The following is a 16,222-nucleotide window of genomic DNA, read 5'->3' as shown; positions in this document are numbered from 1 at the left end:
CTTCAGTCGCCCCCCCTGGCTTGGGCGAGGTTGAGCAGGTCCTGTGTGGACAACACTTGCAGCAGGTTCAGGATGATCAGGAAGCGCTGGTCCTGCTGTGCCATGCCGGCGATGAAGTCGGCACGGATCTGTGCCCCGAACGGCGGTGGCGGCAGGACCTCGCGTGGGTCGATGTCGTGCACGGCGTCCACGGCATCGACCACCAGCCCCAGCCGCTGGCTGGCTTCCTCCAGGTGCAGTTCGGTGATCACGATGCAGGTCCGGTTGCCCGGCTCGGTGCGCGTCAGGCCAAAACGTGCCGCCAGGTCGAGGACCGGCACGACATTGCCACGCAGGTTGATCACACCATGTATGTAGTCGGGCATCATCGGTACCCGAGTGACTTCGGCGTACTCGATGATTTCGCGCACCAGATCGATCGGCAGGGCATAGCCTGCCTGGCGCACGCGAAAACTCAGGTGCTGGATGCTTTGCGCTTCGGGCAGGCTGGCGAGAGGAGCTGACATAGCGGTCATGGCGGTGCCTCGGTCAGCTGAAGTTGACGAACTGGCTGTCGTCGAGGCTGACCTTGCGCACCGCCGGCAGGTGCTCGCTCGGTGAGCTGTCGAGCGGCCGTTGGAGGCGCACCGAACCATCCTGTTCGAAGCGGAAGAACGCGATCAGCTCCTGCAACTGACCGGCTTGGGCATTCATCTCTTCAGCTGTGGCGGCCAGCTCTTCGGAAGCCGATGCGTTCTGCTGGGTGATCTGGTTCATCTGGCCCATGGCAATGTTGATCTGGCCGGCGGCGCTGCTCTGCTCCTGCGAGGCAGCGGTGATTTCCTGGACCAGGTCAGAAGTACGCTGGATGTTGGGCACGATTTCGCCCAGCAGGACGCCGGCCTTCTCGGCCAGTTGCACGCTGCTTGAGGCCACCTGGCCAATCTCCTGCGCGGCGACCTGGCTGCGCTCGGCGAGCTTGCGCACTTCCGCAGCGACCACCGCGAAGCCTTTGCCATGCTCGCCGGCACGTGCCGCTTCGATGGCGGCATTGAGGGCCAGCAGGTTGGTCTGGTAGGCGATGTCGTCGATGATGCCGATCTTGTCTGCGATCTGCTTCATCGCCAGCACCGTGTCGCCGACCGCGTTGCCGCCTTGGCCGGCGTCGCTGGACGCCTTGCCGGCGATGCTGTCGGTCAGCTTGGCGCTTTCGGTGTTCTGGGCAATGGACGCGGACATCTGCTCGATCGAGGCGCTGGTCTGCTCGACGCTGGCGGCCTGCTCTACGGCGGCCTGGCTGAGCGACTGGGAGGTCGAGCTGACTTCGGCAGAGGCCGACGACAATGCGTCTGCAGCGCTGCGCACGTCACCGAGGATGCTGCGCAGGCGCACTGTCATGTTCTGCATCGCGCCCAGCAGTTGCCCGGTTTCGTCGCGGCGGTTGACCACCAGGTCCTGGCTCAGGTCGCCACCGGCCATGCGGTTGGCGGCCTCTACCGCGCCGCTGAGCGGGCGGGTGATGCTGCGTGTGACGAGGATGCCGATCAGCAAGCCTGTCAGCGTGGAGACTAGCACCAGCACGATCATCTGCGTCTTCGAGCGGTCGGCGATGGCCGTGATTTCGTCGTTGGCCTGACTCGAGCGCGCTTGCTTGTTCTGGCTGGCGGTGCCCATCAGTTTGTCTAGCTCGTTGGCCCCAGCAATGATGCGTGGCAGCAGCTCAAGTGCCGAGGTCGGGGTTTGCAACTGGTCCGATTGCTGGTGGGTGGCCAGCACCAGGTTGGCGGTATTGGCGTAATCCTGCAGGCGCGCGGCGATGTGCTCAATATCGGCTTTGCCTTGTCCCGTGATGTGATAACCCTTGGCTTGTTCGAGCAAGTCGCGAGTCTTTTCCAGGGCGTTGCGTGCATCGGCGGCGGCCAGGTCACGCCCCTCGCGGGTGACCGCCAGCAAGCTCTGACGCACCGCACGTCCAGCGGTGACCAGCTGGATATTGGCGTTTTGCAGAGCGCTCAGGCCTTGGATGTCGACGTCGTACATGCGGTCCGAGAGCTGGTCGACCTGATCGAGGTTGCGGATGCCGATGACACCGATCACGGCTGTCAGCGCCACGACCACGATGAAGCCCAAGGTCAGGCGGGCTCCGATCTTCATGTTGCTGATCAACTGCATAGCTTGTCTCCGGAAAGGGAAGGTATTGTCGCTGAGGGCCGATGCTTGGGTTCGCTACGTTGTTGCAGGTCGCGGAACAGGCTGGCGATATCCAGAATCAGGGCGACCTGCCCTGAGCCGAGAATGGTCGAGCCACTGATGCCGTTGAGATGGCGGAACAATTGCCCCAGCGGCTTGATCACGGTTTGCAGCTCGCCGAACAAGTGGTCGACGATCAGCCCGACCTGCTGTCGGCCTTGGCTGACCACCACGATGTTGCGGCGACTGAGCGCAGGTGGGCCCAGCGCGAAATGGGTGGCCAGGTCGATACACGGCAGCGGCTTGCCGCGCAGGTTCAGAGGGCCGCTGCTATCAGCCGGCGCCTCCATGCATTCAGTGATCATGTCCAGCGGGATGACGAAACGCTCGGCCCCGGCACCGACGAGGAAGCCGTCGATGATCGCCAAGGTCAGCGGCAGGCGTATGCGGAACAGGCAGCCCTGGCCTGCCTGCGACTCGATTTCGATGGTCCCGCGTAGCTCGTCGATGGCGCTGCGCACCACGTCCATGCCGACCCCGCGCCCCGACAGGTTGGAAACCTGCTCGGCGGTGGAAAAGCCCGGCTCGAAGATGAGCATGTGGATATCGCTGTCGGACAGGTTGCTGTCGGCATCGAGCATGCCACGGGCAATGGCTTTGTCGCGGATCCGCGCGGTGTCCAGCCCGCGCCCGTCATCCTGGATTTCCAGTACGATCATTCCGGAATCGTGACCGGCGGTCAGGCTCAGGGTGCCTTGCGCGGGCTTGCCAGCGGCCAGGCGCTGATCGGCCGCTTCGATCCCGTGGTCGATGGCATTGCGTACCAGGTGGATCAGCGGGTCGGCAATGCGGTCGATCAGGGTCTTGTCCAGCTCGGTGTCGCCGCCGCGCAAATGCAGCTGGATCTGCTTGTTGAGTGTCAGGCTGACGTCGCGCACGACGCGGTGGAAGCGGTTGAAGGTTTCGCCGATCTCGACCATGCGCAGCTTCAGGGCGCGTTCACGGATCTGCTCGACGTGCTGGTGCACCGCCTGTACCCGCTCGATGCAGTCGCTGTCGCCGCTGCGCATGGCCTGCATGTGCGCACCGGCGGTGCTGATGACCAACTCGCCGACCAGGTTGATCAGCTCGTCGAGCTTGTGCGCGGCGACCTTGACCAGGGTCGTGCCGCCTTGCACGGCGCGCGGTTCGTCCGCCTTGGCGGTGGGCGCTAACGTTTGCGCTGTCGGGCGAGGTATGGCCGGTGACGTGTCCGAGGACGGCGTGCAGCTGAGTTCCAGGCTGTAGAACCCGTCAGCGAGGCTGAAGACATCCTCTAACGTTTCGCGGCTGGCCGGGCTGCTCAAGGTGATCTCGAAGCCCAGGTAGCAGTGCTCGGGGTCCATCTCTTGCAGCGTCGGCAACGCGTGGGTCAGGGTCTGCAAGGCCTGCACCTCGCCCAACCGCGTCAGGTAGCGAATGAAGGCACAGGGGTCGAAGCCGTTGCGCAGCAGGTCGCCATCCAGGCGCAGCGACAGCTGCCAGGTACTGCACGTGCTGCTTGAGGTTGCCGGGCTTTCGCCAGCGGCTTGCAACGCGTTCAGCAGTTCTGCCTGGCGAGGGTTATGCGCGGCCAGGGTGGCTGATTGCAGGTCGATGCTGCGCAACATGACGTTCAGTTCGTCCATGCACTGCAGCATCAGTGAGGTCAGCTGGTCATCCAGGCTACGCTGGCCATCGCGGACCTGCATCAGCAGGTTCTCCAGATGGTGGGCCAGCGCTACTAGGGGTTCGAGCGAGAAGATCCCCGCCGAGCCCTTCAGGGTGTGGACCGCGCGAAACAGCGCGTTGATCGCTTCGCTGTCAGCGGGGCTGCGTTCGAGCACCAGCAAGCAGTCCTCGGCCTCCTTGAGCAGGTCGTCGGCCTCGTCTAGAAAGCCCTGGAGCAACTGCTGCCACTGTTCGGCATCGAGCATGGGGTCATCCTGCGCAGGCGGAGCGTTGAGAGGGGATCAGCAGCTCGTGGGGCCGCAGCAACTCCAGCAGCGCGCCGACCTCGGGTGTCAGCGCAACGACCGGCAGTGGCTGGGATTCGCCGCCCAGGCTTTTGGCCAGCGCCAACAGCAGTTGCAGGCCAGCGCTGTCGACCTCGCCCAAGGCACTCAGGTCGAGGCTCCACGGCCCTTGTTGTTCGGCCAGCAGCGCCAGCAGGGCCGCGTGGGTGTCGCGCGCCTCGAAGATGGTCAGGTCGCCCTCCAGGCACAGCCGCGCTGGCGCATCGGTGTCGGCGGGGTGCAGCGTGAGGTGGGCCATCAGCCGACCAGCTTTTCTACGGCAGCCAACAACTGCTGGGGTTGGAAGGGCTTGACCATCCAGGCCTTGGCACCGGCTGCCTGGCCTTGTGCCTTCTTGCTCTGCTCGCTTTCGGTGGTGAGCATCATGATCGGCGTGAAGCGGTATTCGTTGCGCGCCTTGAGCGCCTTGACCAAGCCGATACCGTCGAGGTTGGGCATGTTCACGTCGCTGATGATCAGGTTGACCTTCTGGCCGGTGAGCTTGGCCAGTGCGTCCTGGCCGTCGCAGGCCTCGATGACCGTGTGGCCTGCCGCTGCGAGGCTGATGCGCACCAATTGGCGCATGGAAGCTGAGTCGTCGACGATCAGAATGGTCTTGGCCATGGTGCAGAGTCCTGGGGTAAGTTAGAAAAAGGTGAGTTCGGCGGCTTGTGCCTGGCCGTTCTGGCCATTGCGTTCTTCGGCAGTGGTGAAGCGCTCGCGTTGACGGCGCAGCCAGGCCTGAATGTCGTCGAGCTGGCGCGGGTCTTGATCGATGGCCTGGAGCAGTTCGTGCAGATCGATGCGCACGTGGTCGAGCATCTGGTCGACGCGGTCCTGGAATTGCAGGTTGACCATGATCGCCTGAATGTCCTGTTGGGTCGTGCGGGCGTCCTGCTGTAGGGCGCGGGAGGTGTGATCCAAGGCCGAGAGGTTGCCGCCAAGCCCGTCGATCACACCGTCTAGCAGCGCTTGAAGGCGCGTCAGGTCGGCCTGATCCTGTTGGTTGAGGGTTTGCGCCGACTCGATACTGGCCTGGATGGCGTGGTTGATTTCGCCGACTTTCAGGTCCATCGATTGCCCAGTCGTTGCCGACAGTTGCGAAAGCTTGCGCACCTCGTCGGCCACCACTGAGAAGCCACGGCCGTTCTCGCCGGCACGGGCGGCTTCGATGGCGGCGTTGAGGGCGAGCAGGTTGGTTTGGCTGGCAATTTCCTGCACATGCCGGGCCATGGCTTGCAGTTGACCGGTGTAGCTGCCCAGGTGGCTGATGCTCTCGAGCACCGCGTTCTGGCGTTGGCCGCGTTGGCTGAAGGCGTCGGTGACCTGGTGCAATTGTTCGGTGCTTTGGCGTAGACCTTCGCCGACGCCATCCTGAGCGACCACCCGTTCGGCAGCTTCCAACGAAGCGCCGACGCGTTGGTGGATGGCTGCGAAACGCTCCAGCAGCCCGCCGATGTTGCTGGCGACCAAGGCTCGGCTCTGCTCGAGGCCGTCGAGCCAAGCGGGGGCAGCCTCGGGCAACAGGCGCGAAAGCGCTTGATCTGGCTGCTCCGGGGCCGCGTCTTGAGGCGCGGCAAGGGGCACGCTGGGCTGGCGGCGTGGGCGCAGTGTCAGGGTCGCGAGCAAGATGCCGACGGTCGCAATCAGGCCCAACTCGGTAAGCCCTGTCAGCAGTGCGGTCGCGCAGACTGCTGTGCCAATCCATATGACGAGATACATCCCCATTGCCCTGCGCGCCTTTTTCAGGTTACGAGCGCAGATGGTACGGCCTGAGTTTTGACGTCAAAATCGGGACGGCCCCTAATCCGACTTGTCGGTCACGTGAGGGTGTCGCGCCGAGCCGACGAAGATTGTTGATTGAGCGGTCAGGCTTGAGCGCGCGGGACGCCATTGGCCGTGGAGTGTGGCGAATGTCGCCTGGGCCGGGAAAGGCTGAGGAGGGTGCTTAGGGGTTAGGAGTATGGATTAAGGTAACGGTGTAGTGGCTATTTGCCTTGCAGGGTCTACGCCCGCCTGCGCTAAGTGCCGCAGGCGGGCGGGACTATCAGTCGCGCCAGTGACGTTTGTGCTTGCGATGGCCGTAGTGATGGCCACGGTCATAGTGACGGCGATCATCGTAGCCGCGACGGTAGCGGCGATCATCGTGGCGCTCATCTTCGTCGGCTTTGTTGCCCATGTAGTTACCCAATGCGCCGCCAGCGCCACCGCCAGCTGCTGCACCGATGTAGCTACCGGTGGTGCCGCCCACCGAGCGGCCGACCACGTTGCCGCCCGCCGCGCCCAAGGCGCCACCCAGGGCGGCCTCGCCACGCTGGCGCTTGTCGGCGCCCAAGGCACCGCCTGCCGCGCCACCCAGGCCGGCACCGATGGCACCGCCGGTGCTGCCACCGATCGAGTTACCCACTACCGAACCGAGTACCCCACCCAGTGCGCCGCCAATGCCGGCCTCGGTGGTGCCGCCTGCCATGGCAACGCCGCTGAGCAAGCTGAAAGACAACAACAGAATCGAGGAGTACTTCTTCATCGAGAGAGCCTCATAGGGATGACGAAGCGGAATTTGAGGCCGCCCGAGGCGCCTGGCAATGGAAATCCGACGAGTAGCACGAGTTGTACACAATTCTCTAAGTTATTGAATTATGTATGAAACTTTCGCGATTTTCGGCTGTCTGAGGTATTTATGACAAAGCCCTGAACCATTGCGGAACAGGGCTTTTTTTTTGCGCAAGGCTCAGGCCTGCTGCGTCGTAACGGCAGATCAGATGATCCGGCCGTCGTCCTGCGCTCGTTCGAGCTTGATGGCGATGAACTTCGAGGTCGGTGTGTGGCTGCCATCGCCGACGCTTTCCAGCGGCACCAGCGGGTTGACCTCGGGGTAGTAGGCCGCTGCCTGGCCGGCCGGAATATCAAATGCCAGCAACGTGAAACCGTATACCCGACGCACGTGCTCATCGCCCCACAGCGAGACGATATCGACCTTCTGCCCCGGCTGGAAGCCCAGGCGGATGATGTCGGCTTCGTTGGCGAACAACACGTTGCGTTGCCCGCGTACGCCCCGGTAGCGGTCGTCCATGCCATAGATGGTGGTGTTGTACTGATCGTGCGAGCGCATCGACTGCATGATCAGGTCCGGCAGCTGGCCGCTGGCGCGTACGCGCGCGTCGAGCAGGCTGTCCGGCAGCAGGTTGGCCTTGAAATTGGCGCGGCCAGTGGTGGTCTTCCATTGGCGGCTGCCGGCGCTGTTACCCAGGTAGAAACCACCCGGCAGGTTCAGGCGCTGATTGAAATCGGCGAAACCTGGGATGGTGTCGGCGATCAGGTCGCGGATGCGGTCGTAGTCGGCCACCAGCCAGTGCCAGTCCACCGGGCGCTTGCCCAGAGTGGCAGCGGCGATCCCAGCCACCACGGCAGGCTCGGAGCGCATCTGGCGCGACAGTGGCTTGAGTTGCCCGTTGGAGGCGTGGACCATGCTGAACGAGTCTTCCACGGTCACGGCCTGCGGGCCGTCGTCCTGCAGGTCGATATCGGTACGCCCCAGGCACGGCAGGATCAGCGCTTGCTTGCCGTGGATCAGGTGGCTGCGGTTGAGCTTGGTGCTGATGTGTACGGTCAGCGCGCAGTTGCGCAGTGCCTGGGCGGTGCGTTCGGTATCGGGGGTGGCTTGGGCGAAGTTACCGCCCAGCCCGATGAACACCTTGGCCCTGCCTTCGAGCATGGCGTGGATCGCCTCGACCGTGTTGTGGCCGTTGTGGCGCGGCACCTGGAAGCCAAAGCGTTTCTCGATGGCGTCGAGCAGCAGCGCCGGTGGGCGTTCGTTGATGCCCATGGTGCGGTCGCCCTGCACGTTGCTGTGGCCGCGCACAGGGCAAAGGCCTGCGCCAGGCACGCCAATGTTGCCGCGCAACATTTGCAGGTTGACGATTTCCTGAATGGTGGGGACCGAGTGGCGGTGCTGGGTGATACCCATGGCCCAGCACATGATGACGCGCTTGCCTTTGCAGTACATGCGCGCCGCCAGCTCGATGTCGGCCAGGGGCAGGCCCGATTGCGCCTGGATCTGTTCCCACGGAGTCGCATCGACCACCGCCAGGTACTCGTTCACCCCATGGCCGTGCTCGGCGATGAACACGTGGTCGAAAATCGCGGGCTCGCCCTTGGCCTGGGCGTCACGCTCCCAGCGCAGCAGGAACTTGGCCATGCCACGCAGCAGCGCCATGTCGCCGCCCAGCGCCGGGCGCAGGAACGCGGTATTGGTCGGCCGGTCGGTGTTGGTAAGCATCTCCAGCGGGTTCTGCGGATGCTGGAAACGCTCCAAGCCGCGTTCCTTGAGCGGGTTGACGCACACCACCTGGGCACCGCGTTTCACCGCATCGCGCAGTGGGTCGAGCATGCGCGGGTGGTTGGTGCCAGGGTTCTGGCCCCACACGAAGATCGTGTCGGCATGCTCGAAGTCATCATAGGTGACCGTGCCCTTGCCTACGCCGATGCTCTGGCCCAAGGCCACACCGCTGGCCTCGTGGCACATGTTCGAGCAATCGGGGAAGTTGTTGGTGCCATAGGCGCGCACGAACAATTGGTAGAGATAGGCGGCCTCGTTGCTGGCCCGGCCAGAGGTGTAGAACTCGGCCTGGTCTGGGCTCGACAGGTCGTTCAGGTGCCGGGCGATCAGGGCGAAGGCGGCGTCCCAGTCGATGGGCTGGTAGCGGTCTGTGGTGGGGTCGTAGACCATCGGCTCGGTCAGGCGGCCCTGGTATTCGAGCCAGTAGTCGCTCTGTTCGCGCAGTGCGCTGACGCTGTAGCGAGCGAAGAACGCCGCGTCCACCCGACGCTTGGTAGCTTCCCAGTTGACCGCCTTGGCACCGTTCTCGCAGAACTTGACCATGCCGCTTTCGGGCGAGTCGCCCCAGGCGCAGCCGGGGCAGTCGAAGCCACCGTTCTGGTTGGTTTTGAGCAGGGCGCGGATGTTCTTCAGCGCGTTATCGCTGCCGACCCAGGCCTTGGCCACGCTGCGCAGCGCGCCCCAGCCACCGGCAGGGCCAGCGTAGGGCTTGTAGCGAGGTGGGGAGGCGGGGGCATTGTCTGGAAGTTTTGCGTAGGAGGTCACGGGGGTCTTTACTCCGCTGCGGGGCTGAAGACCCGCGGTGCACTGTGTTTGGGCAGATGGATGAGGTTGAGGTTGTGTTTGCGTGCCCATTGCAAGGCAAGCCCGGTGGGCGCCGAGAGGCTGACCAGGGTCTGGATGCCGGCGCGCAGCACTTTCTGGATCAGTTCCAGGCTGCAACGGCTGGTGACGATCGCCAGGCCGCCTGTGGTGTCGATGCGTTGGCGCAGCAGGGCACCGATCAGCTTGTCCAGGGCGTTGTGCCGGCCAATGTCTTCGCGACCCAGCTGTAACTGTCCGTCGCGGTCCATGAACAGCGCCGCATGCACGGCGCCGCAATGCTGGCCGAGCGGCTGGAAGGCATCGATGCGCTGGCGCAAGTCGTCGAGCCAGTGCGCCGGGGGCAAGGGCCCGCCGGGTAGCGCGGCAAGCGCCGGCAGGGCTTGCTCGATGGCTTGGACCCCACACAGGCCGCAGCCGCTGGTGCCAGCCAACTGGCGGCGCTGGTCCTTGAGGTTCCAGAACGCACGGCTGGAGATCTCGAGGTCGGCGTACAGCGCAGCACCGCTGCCGGACAGTTTTACGTCATAGATTTCGTCGGTGCCGCTGACGATGCCGCTGCCGACACTAAAGCCCACCGCGAAGTCTTCGAGATCGGTGGGGCTGACCAGCATCACCGCCTGGTTCAGGCCGTTGTAGACGATGGCCAGGGCCACTTCTTCGGCCAGGGGCGTGCTGTCACCCGCCGCGTCGCTGAGTTGGGCGTAGGCGTAGGTATTGCTGGCAGCGGGCAGGGCGCTTGGCGAGGCTGTCGCGCCAGCCTGTGGCTTGCTGTTCATCGGGGCGCATACCGGCGGCTTTTCAACCTCCCAAGCCTAGGCGGGCAGGCCGATGGCGTCTAATCGCTAGCATCTATGCCGTGATAGACCGCGTCGATGGGTCGCAGTGCGGCGGGCCGAACGCAGCTGGCCTAGACGTTCGCCCCCCTCGAATTCCGTCTGCGGCGCGCTACAGGCCTGCCAGCAGCGCGCGGTAATCGTCCACCGCTGCGAACTCCTGGGTGTCGCGCAGTGCCCCTCGGCTATCGGGTTGTTTCACCGCCAGCAGATGCGCGACCCCGTAGCGCCGTGCGCTGCGCAGGATCGCCAAGGTGTCGTCGATGAACAGGCTGCGTGCCGGGTCGAAGCCGATGTCCGCTTGCAGGGCGTCCCAGAACGCTGGGCTCTCTTTCGGATAGCCGTAGTCGTGCGAGCTGATCAACCGCTCGAAATATGGCGCTAATTCCACCCGCTCCAGCTTCAGCGAGAGCGAATCACGGTGTGCGTTGGTGATCATCACCACCCGCTTGCCGGCCTGGGCGATGGCGGCCAGGAAGGTGTCGGCGTCGGGGCGCAGGGCGATCAGGTCGGCGATCTCTTGCTTGAGTTCGCGGATCGGCAAGCGCAGCTCACGGCTCCAGAAATCCAGGCAGTACCAGTTGAGGGTGCCGGCATGCTGCTCGAACAGCGGTTGCAGCTCGAGTTCGGCCATGGCCCGGCTGACGCCGTGCAGCTCGGCGTAGCGCTGGGGCAGGTGTTCCAGCCAGAAGCGGTTGTCGTAGTGCAGGTCGAGCAGGGTGCCGTCCATGTCCAGCAGGACGGTGTCGATGGCAGACCAGGGAAGAACGGGCATGGGAAACTCTCGATCAGTCGGCAAGCCACGGTATAGTAACCCGTTCACGCCAAGGAGCTGTCCCATGCGCCAGAAACCCACCGTCCTCAGTCGAGAGATCGTCGCCAGCAGTCGCCTGTTCCGGGTCGAGGCCGTGCAGTTGCGCTTTGCCAATGGCAACGAGCGCACCTACGAGCGCTTGGTCGGTAGTGGCACCGGTTATGGCGCGGTGATGGTGGTGGCGATGCTCGATGCCGAGCATGCGGTGCTGGTCGAGGAGTATTGCGGGGGTACAGACGCCTATGAACTGTCGCTGCCCAAGGGCTTGATCGAGCCGGGCGAGGACGTATTGGCCGCTGCCGATCGCGAACTCAAGGAAGAGGCCGGTTTCGGTGCGCGTCAGCTGGAGCACCTGACCGAGCTGTCGCTGTCGCCTGGTTACATGAGCCAGAAGATCCAGGTGGTGTTGGCCACCGACTTGTACGAAGCGCGCCTGGAGGGTGACGAGCCTGAGCCGATGCGCGTCGACAAGGTCAACCTGCGCGAGCTGTCTGCCCTGGCCATGCACCCGCAGTTCAGCGAAGGCCGGGCATTGGCGGCGTTGTACCTGGCCCGCGACTTACTGATCCTGCGTGGGGTGTTGAGCGTATGAATGATCTGCAACTGATGCACGAAGTGGTGAAGCTTGCCCAATCGGCGGGCGATGCGATCCTGCCGTTCTGGCGCGCCGACGTGGCGGTGACCAACAAGGCCGACGAGTCGCCGGTGACCGCCGCCGATCTGGCTGCCCACCGCGTTATCGCCGACGGGTTGCAGGCCATGGCGCCGCAGATTCCAGTGCTGTCGGAGGAGGATTGCGATATCCCGCTCAGCGTGCGCGAGGGTTGGCAACGCTGGTGGTTGGTCGACCCACTGGACGGCACCAAGGAGTTCATCGCGGGGAGCGAGGAGTTCACCGTGAATATCGCGCTGGTCGAGCGCGGCGAGGTGGTGTTTGGTGTGGTGGCGATGCCCACCAACGGGCGCTGCTACTTCGGCGGCCGTACGCTTGGGGCCTGGCGTGCCGAGCGCGATGCGGGTATGCAGCCGATCCAGGTGCGTAATGTGCCCCCCAGCGGTGAGCGCTTCACCGTGGTTGCCAGCCGTCGCCATTCCAGCCCACAGCAAGAAGCCTTGCTGGAGGGGTTGAGTGGTGCAGTGGGCGAACTGGAACTGGCCAATATCGGCAGTTCGCTGAAGTTCTGCTGGTTGGCTGAAGGGGCCGCCGATTGCTATCCGCGCTTGGCGCCGACGTCGCAGTGGGACACCGCGGCGGCACAAGGGGTGCTGGAAGGGGCCGGCGGCGAAGTGATCGGCCTGGATGGCCAGGCGTTTCGTTATCCACCGCGCGAATCGTTGCTCAATCCGTTCTTCCTGGCGCTGCCCGCAGCGGCCGCTTGGCGGCAGGCATTGGTGGCGCTCAGCGTGCGGATGTGCGACAGGGCGTGATGCCTGTAGAAACAGCTTGAGCAGCGAAGCACCCAACGCGGTGGCTGGCAGCGGCGGCACTGCCTTGCTCAGCGGTGCAGCACGTACTGCCCGATGAACTTCACCGCCGCCTGGTCACTGCCTTCGTTACTCACCAGCGTTTCCAGTGTCAGTCGCGCCCGACCACGGCGCTGGTACATCGCCAGGAACCGTTCCCAGGCGTTCTGGTCCGGTGCCGGGCAGCGTGCTACTGCGGTGCCGGTGACTGGCAGCGGGTAGCTGATCTGCCCCTCCTGAATGACGATATGCCCGTCATCGATCCCCAGCTCGCGCAGGCGCAGGTGCAGCCAGCCCCAACCCACCAGCACCGCGCCACAATACAGGCTGCCACCGAACATGGTGCACTTGTGGTTGACGTTGGGTGCCAGCGGCAGTTGCAGGCGCAGGCACTGGTCGTGCCAGTCGAGTACTTGCAGGCCCATCTCGCGGGTCAGGGGAATGTCGTGGTGCAGCACCGATTGCAGGTATTGGCTGTCGCGGCTCATGGGCGCGGCTCCTCGTGGTCATCATGCCCGCCGCTGGCGCCGTCGAAGCTCAGGCCGTGCTTGCGTAGCTTGTCGTGCAAGGTCTTGCGTGGGATGCCCAGCGCTTCGGCCAGGCTGCGCATCGAGCCATGCGGCTGGGCCAACTCGGCGGCGATCAGCGAGCGCTCGAAACGTTCGACTTGTTCGCTGAGGTTACCGCTAGAGATCGGCGTGGAGACTTCGACGCTGGCTGCTGGCGCCTGGCCATCCAGGGCCAGTTCCAGGCCCAGGGCGAAGCGCTCGGCGGCATTTTGCAGTTCCCGCACGTTGCCCGGCCAGGCGTGGCGCATCAGCATCGCGCGTTGGGCCGGTTGCAGGCTGTGGGGGGGCAGGCAGTGGCGCTGGCTGGCGGCGTCAGCGAAGTGCTGGAACAGCACCAGAATGTCGTCGCCGCGCTCGCGCAGGGCCGGAATACGCAGCGGAGCCACGTTCAGGCGGTAGTAGAGGTCGGCACGGAAGCGCCCTTGATCGGCGGCCTGGCGCAGGTCTTCCTTGGTCGCGGCGACAATGCGGATATCCAGCGGGATCAGCTGATTGCCACCCAGGCGCTCGACCACGCGTTCCTGCAACAGGCGCAGCAGCTTGACCTGCACGTCCAGGCTCATGCTCTCAATTTCGTCGAGGAACAAGGTGCCGCCATTGGCGAACTCGAACTTGCCGATGCGGCGTTTCTGCGCCCCGGTGAAGGCCCCCGGCTCATGCCCGAACAGCTCGCTTTCGACCACCGACTCTGCCAGGGCGCCAGCATTGATTGCCACGAACGGGCCGTCGCGTCGGCTCGACAAATCGTGCAGTGCGCGGGCCACCACTTCCTTGCCGGCGCCGGTTTCGCCCAGGATCAGCACATCGGCGCGGGTACCGGCCAGGGCACCGATCTGCTCGCGCAGGCGCTGCATCGATGGCGACTGGCCCACCAGCCGGGTCGACAGTTGCTGGCGGTCGCTCAGGGCCAGGCGCAAGCTGCGGTTGTCCAGCACCAGGCGGCGCAAGGCCAGGGCGCGGCGCACGCTGTCGAGCAAGGCGTCGGTGGCGAAGGGTTTTTCCAGGAAATCGTAGGCACCGGCGCGCATCGCCTGCACCGCCAGCGGCACGTCGCCGTGACCGGTGATCAGCAGCACCGGCAACTCGTTGTCGCGGGCGTGCAGTTGTTCGAGCAATTGCAGGCCATCGATACCGGGCATGCGGATATCGCTGACCACCACGCCTGGCCAATCGCTCTCGATGCGTTCGGCCAGGCCCTGGGCGTCGGCCAGCGTCACTACCTTGAGGCCAGCCAGGTCCAGGGTCTGGCTCAGGGCCTGGCGCAGGTGCGGGTCGTCATCGACCAGGATCACCTGGGCGCGGCTGTCGATCTGTGTCTCGGTTGTCATGCCGAGGTGTCCTCCGAAGATTGCAGGTTGGCACCGGGCTTGGCCACGCGCAGTTGCAGGGTCAATAGGGCGCCGCCTTCCGGGTGGTTGGCCAGCAGCAGCTCACCGCCCAAGGCGCGCATCAGGCTTTCGCAGATGGCCAGCCCGAGGCCCAAGCCCTGGGTGCGGGTCTTGGTGGTGAAAAATGGCTCTTTGGCATGCTCGAGGGCCTGGCGACTGAAACCTGGGCCGTTGTCGCGTATGTACAGGTAGACGCAGTCTTCGTGGCGTTCGGCACTGAGCCACAGCTTGCGTGGGTTGGCTTTCTCGGTGAGCGCATCGAGGGCATTGGCCAGCAGGTTGCCCAGCACCTGGCGTAGCCGCGTTTCGCCGGCCTGGACCCATAGGGTGGCTTCGGGCAGGTCGCGGACCAACTCCACCGCCATCGCCCGACGGCGCTTGGCCAGCAGTGCCAGGGCATCTTCCAGCGCTGGCTGCAGGGCGACGCTTTCCGGTGCATGCCGGTCGCGGCGGGCGAAGGCGCGCAGATGGGCAATGATCGAGGCCATGCGACCGGTCAGTTCACCGATCAGCTTGAGGTTGCCGCGCACATCCTCGGTCCGCTGATGGTCGAGTAGGATCTCGGCGTTCTCGGCGTAGCTGCGGATCGCCGCCAGTGGCTGGTTGAGTTCGTGGCTGATGCTTGCCGACATGGTGCCCAGCACCGACAGCTTGCCGGCCTGGACCAACTCGTCTTGGGCACGTACCAGCTCCTGCTGGGCATTCTCGCGCTCCAGCACGGCGCTCTTGAGGCGTGTGTTGAGGCCTTCGAGGTCGGCGGTACGCTCGATCACGCGCTTTTCCAGCTCGTGTCGGGCGCGTGCTTCGAAGTCGATACGGTCGATGTAGTGGCGCCTGCGCTGCATCACCAGGCCTGCCAGCAGCATGCTGACCAGGAGCGCGCCAGCACCGATGGCCATGACCGTCTGCACCGAGCGGTCCACCAGGATGCGCGGGGCAAGGATACTCACCTGCCAGCCGGTCTCCTTGATGTCGCGGGTCTGCGAGATCCACGCATCAGGGGGGAGGCTCAGCGGTTGCGGGGCTTGGGTCGGGTAGGGCTGGATGGCAATGATTGCCTGGCGCTCGGCTTCGGTCAGCGCGCGGGTGGCGCGGAATCGCCAGTCCGGGCGTGAGGTGAGCACTACCACGCCGTTCTGGTCGGTCAGCAGCAGTTGCTCGGGGGTGCGCCCCCAGAGGGTTTCGGTATGGTCCAGGTCGACCTTGACCACCAGAACGCCAATCACCCGCTCGCGGTCGCGCACTGCGGCAGCGAAGAAATAGCCGCGCTTGGCCGAGGTGGTGCCCTGGCCGAAGAAACGCCCCAGATGGCCGGCCATGGCTTCGTTGAAGTACGGGCGGAAGGCGAAGTTGCGACCGACGAAGCTGTCTTGCTTGTCCCAGTTCGAGGCCGCCAGGGTGTTGCCGCTGACGTCCATCAGGTACATCACTTCGGCACCGGTCTGGTGGGTGATGTCCTTGAGCAGACGGTTGGCGTTGGTCACCGCTTCGAGCTTGAACGGATCGGCCAGGGCGCCACGTAGGGCCGGTAGGTCGCCGAGAATCTGCGGCAGTGTCTCGTAGCGGTGCAGCGTGCCCAGCAGGTTGGCGACGTAGAGGTCGAGAGTCTGGCGGTTCTGCGAGGCCAGTTCGTCCTGGTAGTAGCGCTCGGCCAGATGGTGCAGGGGCCACAGTAGCGGGGCCAGGCACAGGGCCAGCAGCGCGAGGCTGCGCCAGCGGGGACGGCGGGGAGGCGTTGGTTTTGGGATCATCGCGTAGGCTGCGCCAGAAAAGTCTGGCGCAATTATG

15 protein-coding genes are annotated in these 16,222 nt (G+C 64.8%); 2 read left to right on the top strand and 13 right to left on the bottom strand.

Annotation, left to right across the window (positions count from 1 at the left end; genetic code table 11):
* Positions 1 to 2: 2 nt before the first annotated feature.
* From FEM01_RS16285 to yrfG, 10 genes are all read right to left on the bottom strand, one after another.
* Entirely contained in the window at positions 3 to 515 is a 513-nt protein-coding gene (locus FEM01_RS16285) for a chemotaxis protein CheW (RefSeq protein ID WP_138220517.1), read from the bottom strand.
* A gap of 13 nt (positions 516 to 528) precedes the next feature.
* The gene (locus FEM01_RS16280) at positions 529 to 2,151 is read right to left on the bottom strand and encodes a methyl-accepting chemotaxis protein (protein ID WP_138220516.1); all 1,623 of its coding nucleotides are present in this window, start codon (positions 2,149 to 2,151) and stop codon (positions 529 to 531) included.
* Complete coding sequence (locus FEM01_RS16275) at positions 2,142 to 4,124, bottom strand: chemotaxis protein CheA (RefSeq protein WP_138220515.1); 1,983 nt, start codon at positions 4,122 to 4,124, stop codon at positions 2,142 to 2,144. Before FEM01_RS16275 ends, FEM01_RS16280 begins: the two co-directional genes overlap by 10 nt.
* Positions 4,125 to 4,128: 4 nt before the next feature.
* A complete protein-coding gene (locus FEM01_RS16270; protein WP_138220514.1) occupies positions 4,129 to 4,461 on the bottom strand; it encodes an STAS domain-containing protein in 333 nt (110 codons plus the stop codon).
* Positions 4,461 to 4,826 (bottom strand): response regulator, encoded by a 366-nt coding sequence (locus FEM01_RS16265; protein ID WP_138220513.1) that lies wholly within the window; start codon positions 4,824 to 4,826, stop codon positions 4,461 to 4,463. The genes FEM01_RS16270 and FEM01_RS16265 overlap by 1 nt, the downstream gene beginning before the upstream one ends.
* A 21-nt stretch (positions 4,827 to 4,847) precedes the next feature.
* Positions 4,848 to 5,924 (bottom strand): methyl-accepting chemotaxis protein, encoded by a 1,077-nt coding sequence (locus tag FEM01_RS16260; RefSeq protein WP_240791764.1) that lies wholly within the window; start codon positions 5,922 to 5,924, stop codon positions 4,848 to 4,850.
* A gap of 325 nt (positions 5,925 to 6,249) precedes the next feature.
* A complete protein-coding gene (locus tag FEM01_RS16255; protein WP_138220511.1) occupies positions 6,250 to 6,729 on the bottom strand; it encodes a glycine zipper domain-containing protein in 480 nt (159 codons plus the stop codon).
* 231 nt (positions 6,730 to 6,960) lie between these two features.
* A complete protein-coding gene (locus FEM01_RS16250) occupies positions 6,961 to 9,306 on the bottom strand; it encodes an FdhF/YdeP family oxidoreductase (protein ID WP_138220510.1) in 2,346 nt (781 codons plus the stop codon).
* Positions 9,307 to 9,314: 8 nt separating this feature from the next.
* Positions 9,315 to 10,142 (bottom strand): formate dehydrogenase accessory sulfurtransferase FdhD, encoded by an 828-nt coding sequence (fdhD, locus tag FEM01_RS16245; RefSeq protein WP_138220509.1) that lies wholly within the window; start codon positions 10,140 to 10,142, stop codon positions 9,315 to 9,317.
* A 169-nt stretch (positions 10,143 to 10,311) separates the two neighbouring features.
* Positions 10,312 to 10,974 (bottom strand): GMP/IMP nucleotidase, encoded by a 663-nt coding sequence (gene yrfG / locus FEM01_RS16240; RefSeq protein WP_138220508.1) that lies wholly within the window; start codon positions 10,972 to 10,974, stop codon positions 10,312 to 10,314.
* Positions 10,975 to 11,038: 64 nt separating this feature from the next.
* Between yrfG and nudE the strand changes: the two genes are divergently transcribed.
* Positions 11,039 to 11,605, top strand: coding sequence for an ADP compounds hydrolase NudE (gene nudE, locus FEM01_RS16235; protein WP_138220507.1), 567 nt, complete (start codon positions 11,039 to 11,041; stop codon positions 11,603 to 11,605).
* A complete protein-coding gene (gene cysQ, locus FEM01_RS16230) occupies positions 11,602 to 12,441 on the top strand; it encodes a 3'(2'),5'-bisphosphate nucleotidase CysQ (RefSeq protein ID WP_138220506.1) in 840 nt (279 codons plus the stop codon). The genes nudE and cysQ overlap by 4 nt, the downstream gene beginning before the upstream one ends.
* Positions 12,442 to 12,509: 68 nt before the next feature.
* Here the strand turns inward: cysQ and FEM01_RS16225 are convergent, their stop codons facing one another.
* From FEM01_RS16225 to FEM01_RS16215, 3 genes are read right to left on the bottom strand one after another with little or no spacing between them, the layout of a single operon-like run.
* Entirely contained in the window at positions 12,510 to 12,965 is a 456-nt protein-coding gene (locus FEM01_RS16225) for a YiiD C-terminal domain-containing protein (RefSeq protein ID WP_138220505.1), read from the bottom strand.
* A complete protein-coding gene (locus FEM01_RS16220; protein WP_138220504.1) occupies positions 12,962 to 14,374 on the bottom strand; it encodes a sigma-54-dependent transcriptional regulator in 1,413 nt (470 codons plus the stop codon). Before FEM01_RS16220 ends, FEM01_RS16225 begins: the two co-directional genes overlap by 4 nt.
* On the bottom strand, positions 14,371 to 16,185 hold the full coding sequence (locus FEM01_RS16215) for a sensor histidine kinase (RefSeq protein WP_138220503.1): 1,815 nt from the start codon (positions 16,183 to 16,185) through the stop codon (positions 14,371 to 14,373). Before FEM01_RS16215 ends, FEM01_RS16220 begins: the two co-directional genes overlap by 4 nt.
* Between the last annotated feature and the right edge of the window lie 37 nt (positions 16,186 to 16,222).

It is taken from the genome of Pseudomonas mosselii (assembly GCF_005796105.1).
GTDB classification, from domain to species: Bacteria; Pseudomonadota; Gammaproteobacteria; order Pseudomonadales; family Pseudomonadaceae; genus Aquipseudomonas; species Aquipseudomonas mosselii_C.
The sequence above is the reverse complement of the archived record's forward strand: the minus strand, read 5'-3'. Positions and strand labels throughout refer to the sequence as shown.

Bases quoted from the DNA above. Each gene is read 5' to 3' on its own strand.
- FEM01_RS16285 (WP_138220517.1), bottom strand. From the start codon at position 515: ATGACCGCTATGTCAGCTCCTCTCGCCAGCCTGCCCGAAGCGCAAAGC.
- FEM01_RS16280 (WP_138220516.1), bottom strand. From the start codon at position 2,151: ATGCAGTTGATCAGCAACATGAAGATCGGAGCCCGCCTGACCTTGGGC.
- FEM01_RS16275 (WP_138220515.1), bottom strand. From the start codon at position 4,124: ATGCTCGATGCCGAACAGTGGCAGCAGTTGCTCCAGGGCTTTCTAGAC.
- FEM01_RS16270 (WP_138220514.1), bottom strand. From the start codon at position 4,461: ATGGCCCACCTCACGCTGCACCCCGCCGACACCGATGCGCCAGCGCGG.
- FEM01_RS16265 (WP_138220513.1), bottom strand. From the start codon at position 4,826: ATGGCCAAGACCATTCTGATCGTCGACGACTCAGCTTCCATGCGCCAA.
- FEM01_RS16260 (WP_240791764.1), bottom strand. From the start codon at position 5,924: ATGTATCTCGTCATATGGATTGGCACAGCAGTCTGCGCGACCGCACTG.
- FEM01_RS16255 (WP_138220511.1), bottom strand. From the start codon at position 6,729: ATGAAGAAGTACTCCTCGATTCTGTTGTTGTCTTTCAGCTTGCTCAGC.
- fdhD (WP_138220509.1), bottom strand. From the start codon at position 10,142: ATGAACAGCAAGCCACAGGCTGGCGCGACAGCCTCGCCAAGCGCCCTG.
- yrfG (WP_138220508.1), bottom strand. From the start codon at position 10,974: ATGCCCGTTCTTCCCTGGTCTGCCATCGACACCGTCCTGCTGGACATG.
- nudE (WP_138220507.1), top strand. From the start codon at position 11,039: ATGCGCCAGAAACCCACCGTCCTCAGTCGAGAGATCGTCGCCAGCAGT.
- cysQ (WP_138220506.1), top strand. From the start codon at position 11,602: ATGAATGATCTGCAACTGATGCACGAAGTGGTGAAGCTTGCCCAATCG.
- FEM01_RS16225 (WP_138220505.1), bottom strand. From the start codon at position 12,965: ATGAGCCGCGACAGCCAATACCTGCAATCGGTGCTGCACCACGACATT.
- FEM01_RS16220 (WP_138220504.1), bottom strand. From the start codon at position 14,374: ATGACAACCGAGACACAGATCGACAGCCGCGCCCAGGTGATCCTGGTC.
- FEM01_RS16215 (WP_138220503.1), bottom strand. From the start codon at position 16,185: ATGATCCCAAAACCAACGCCTCCCCGCCGTCCCCGCTGGCGCAGCCTC.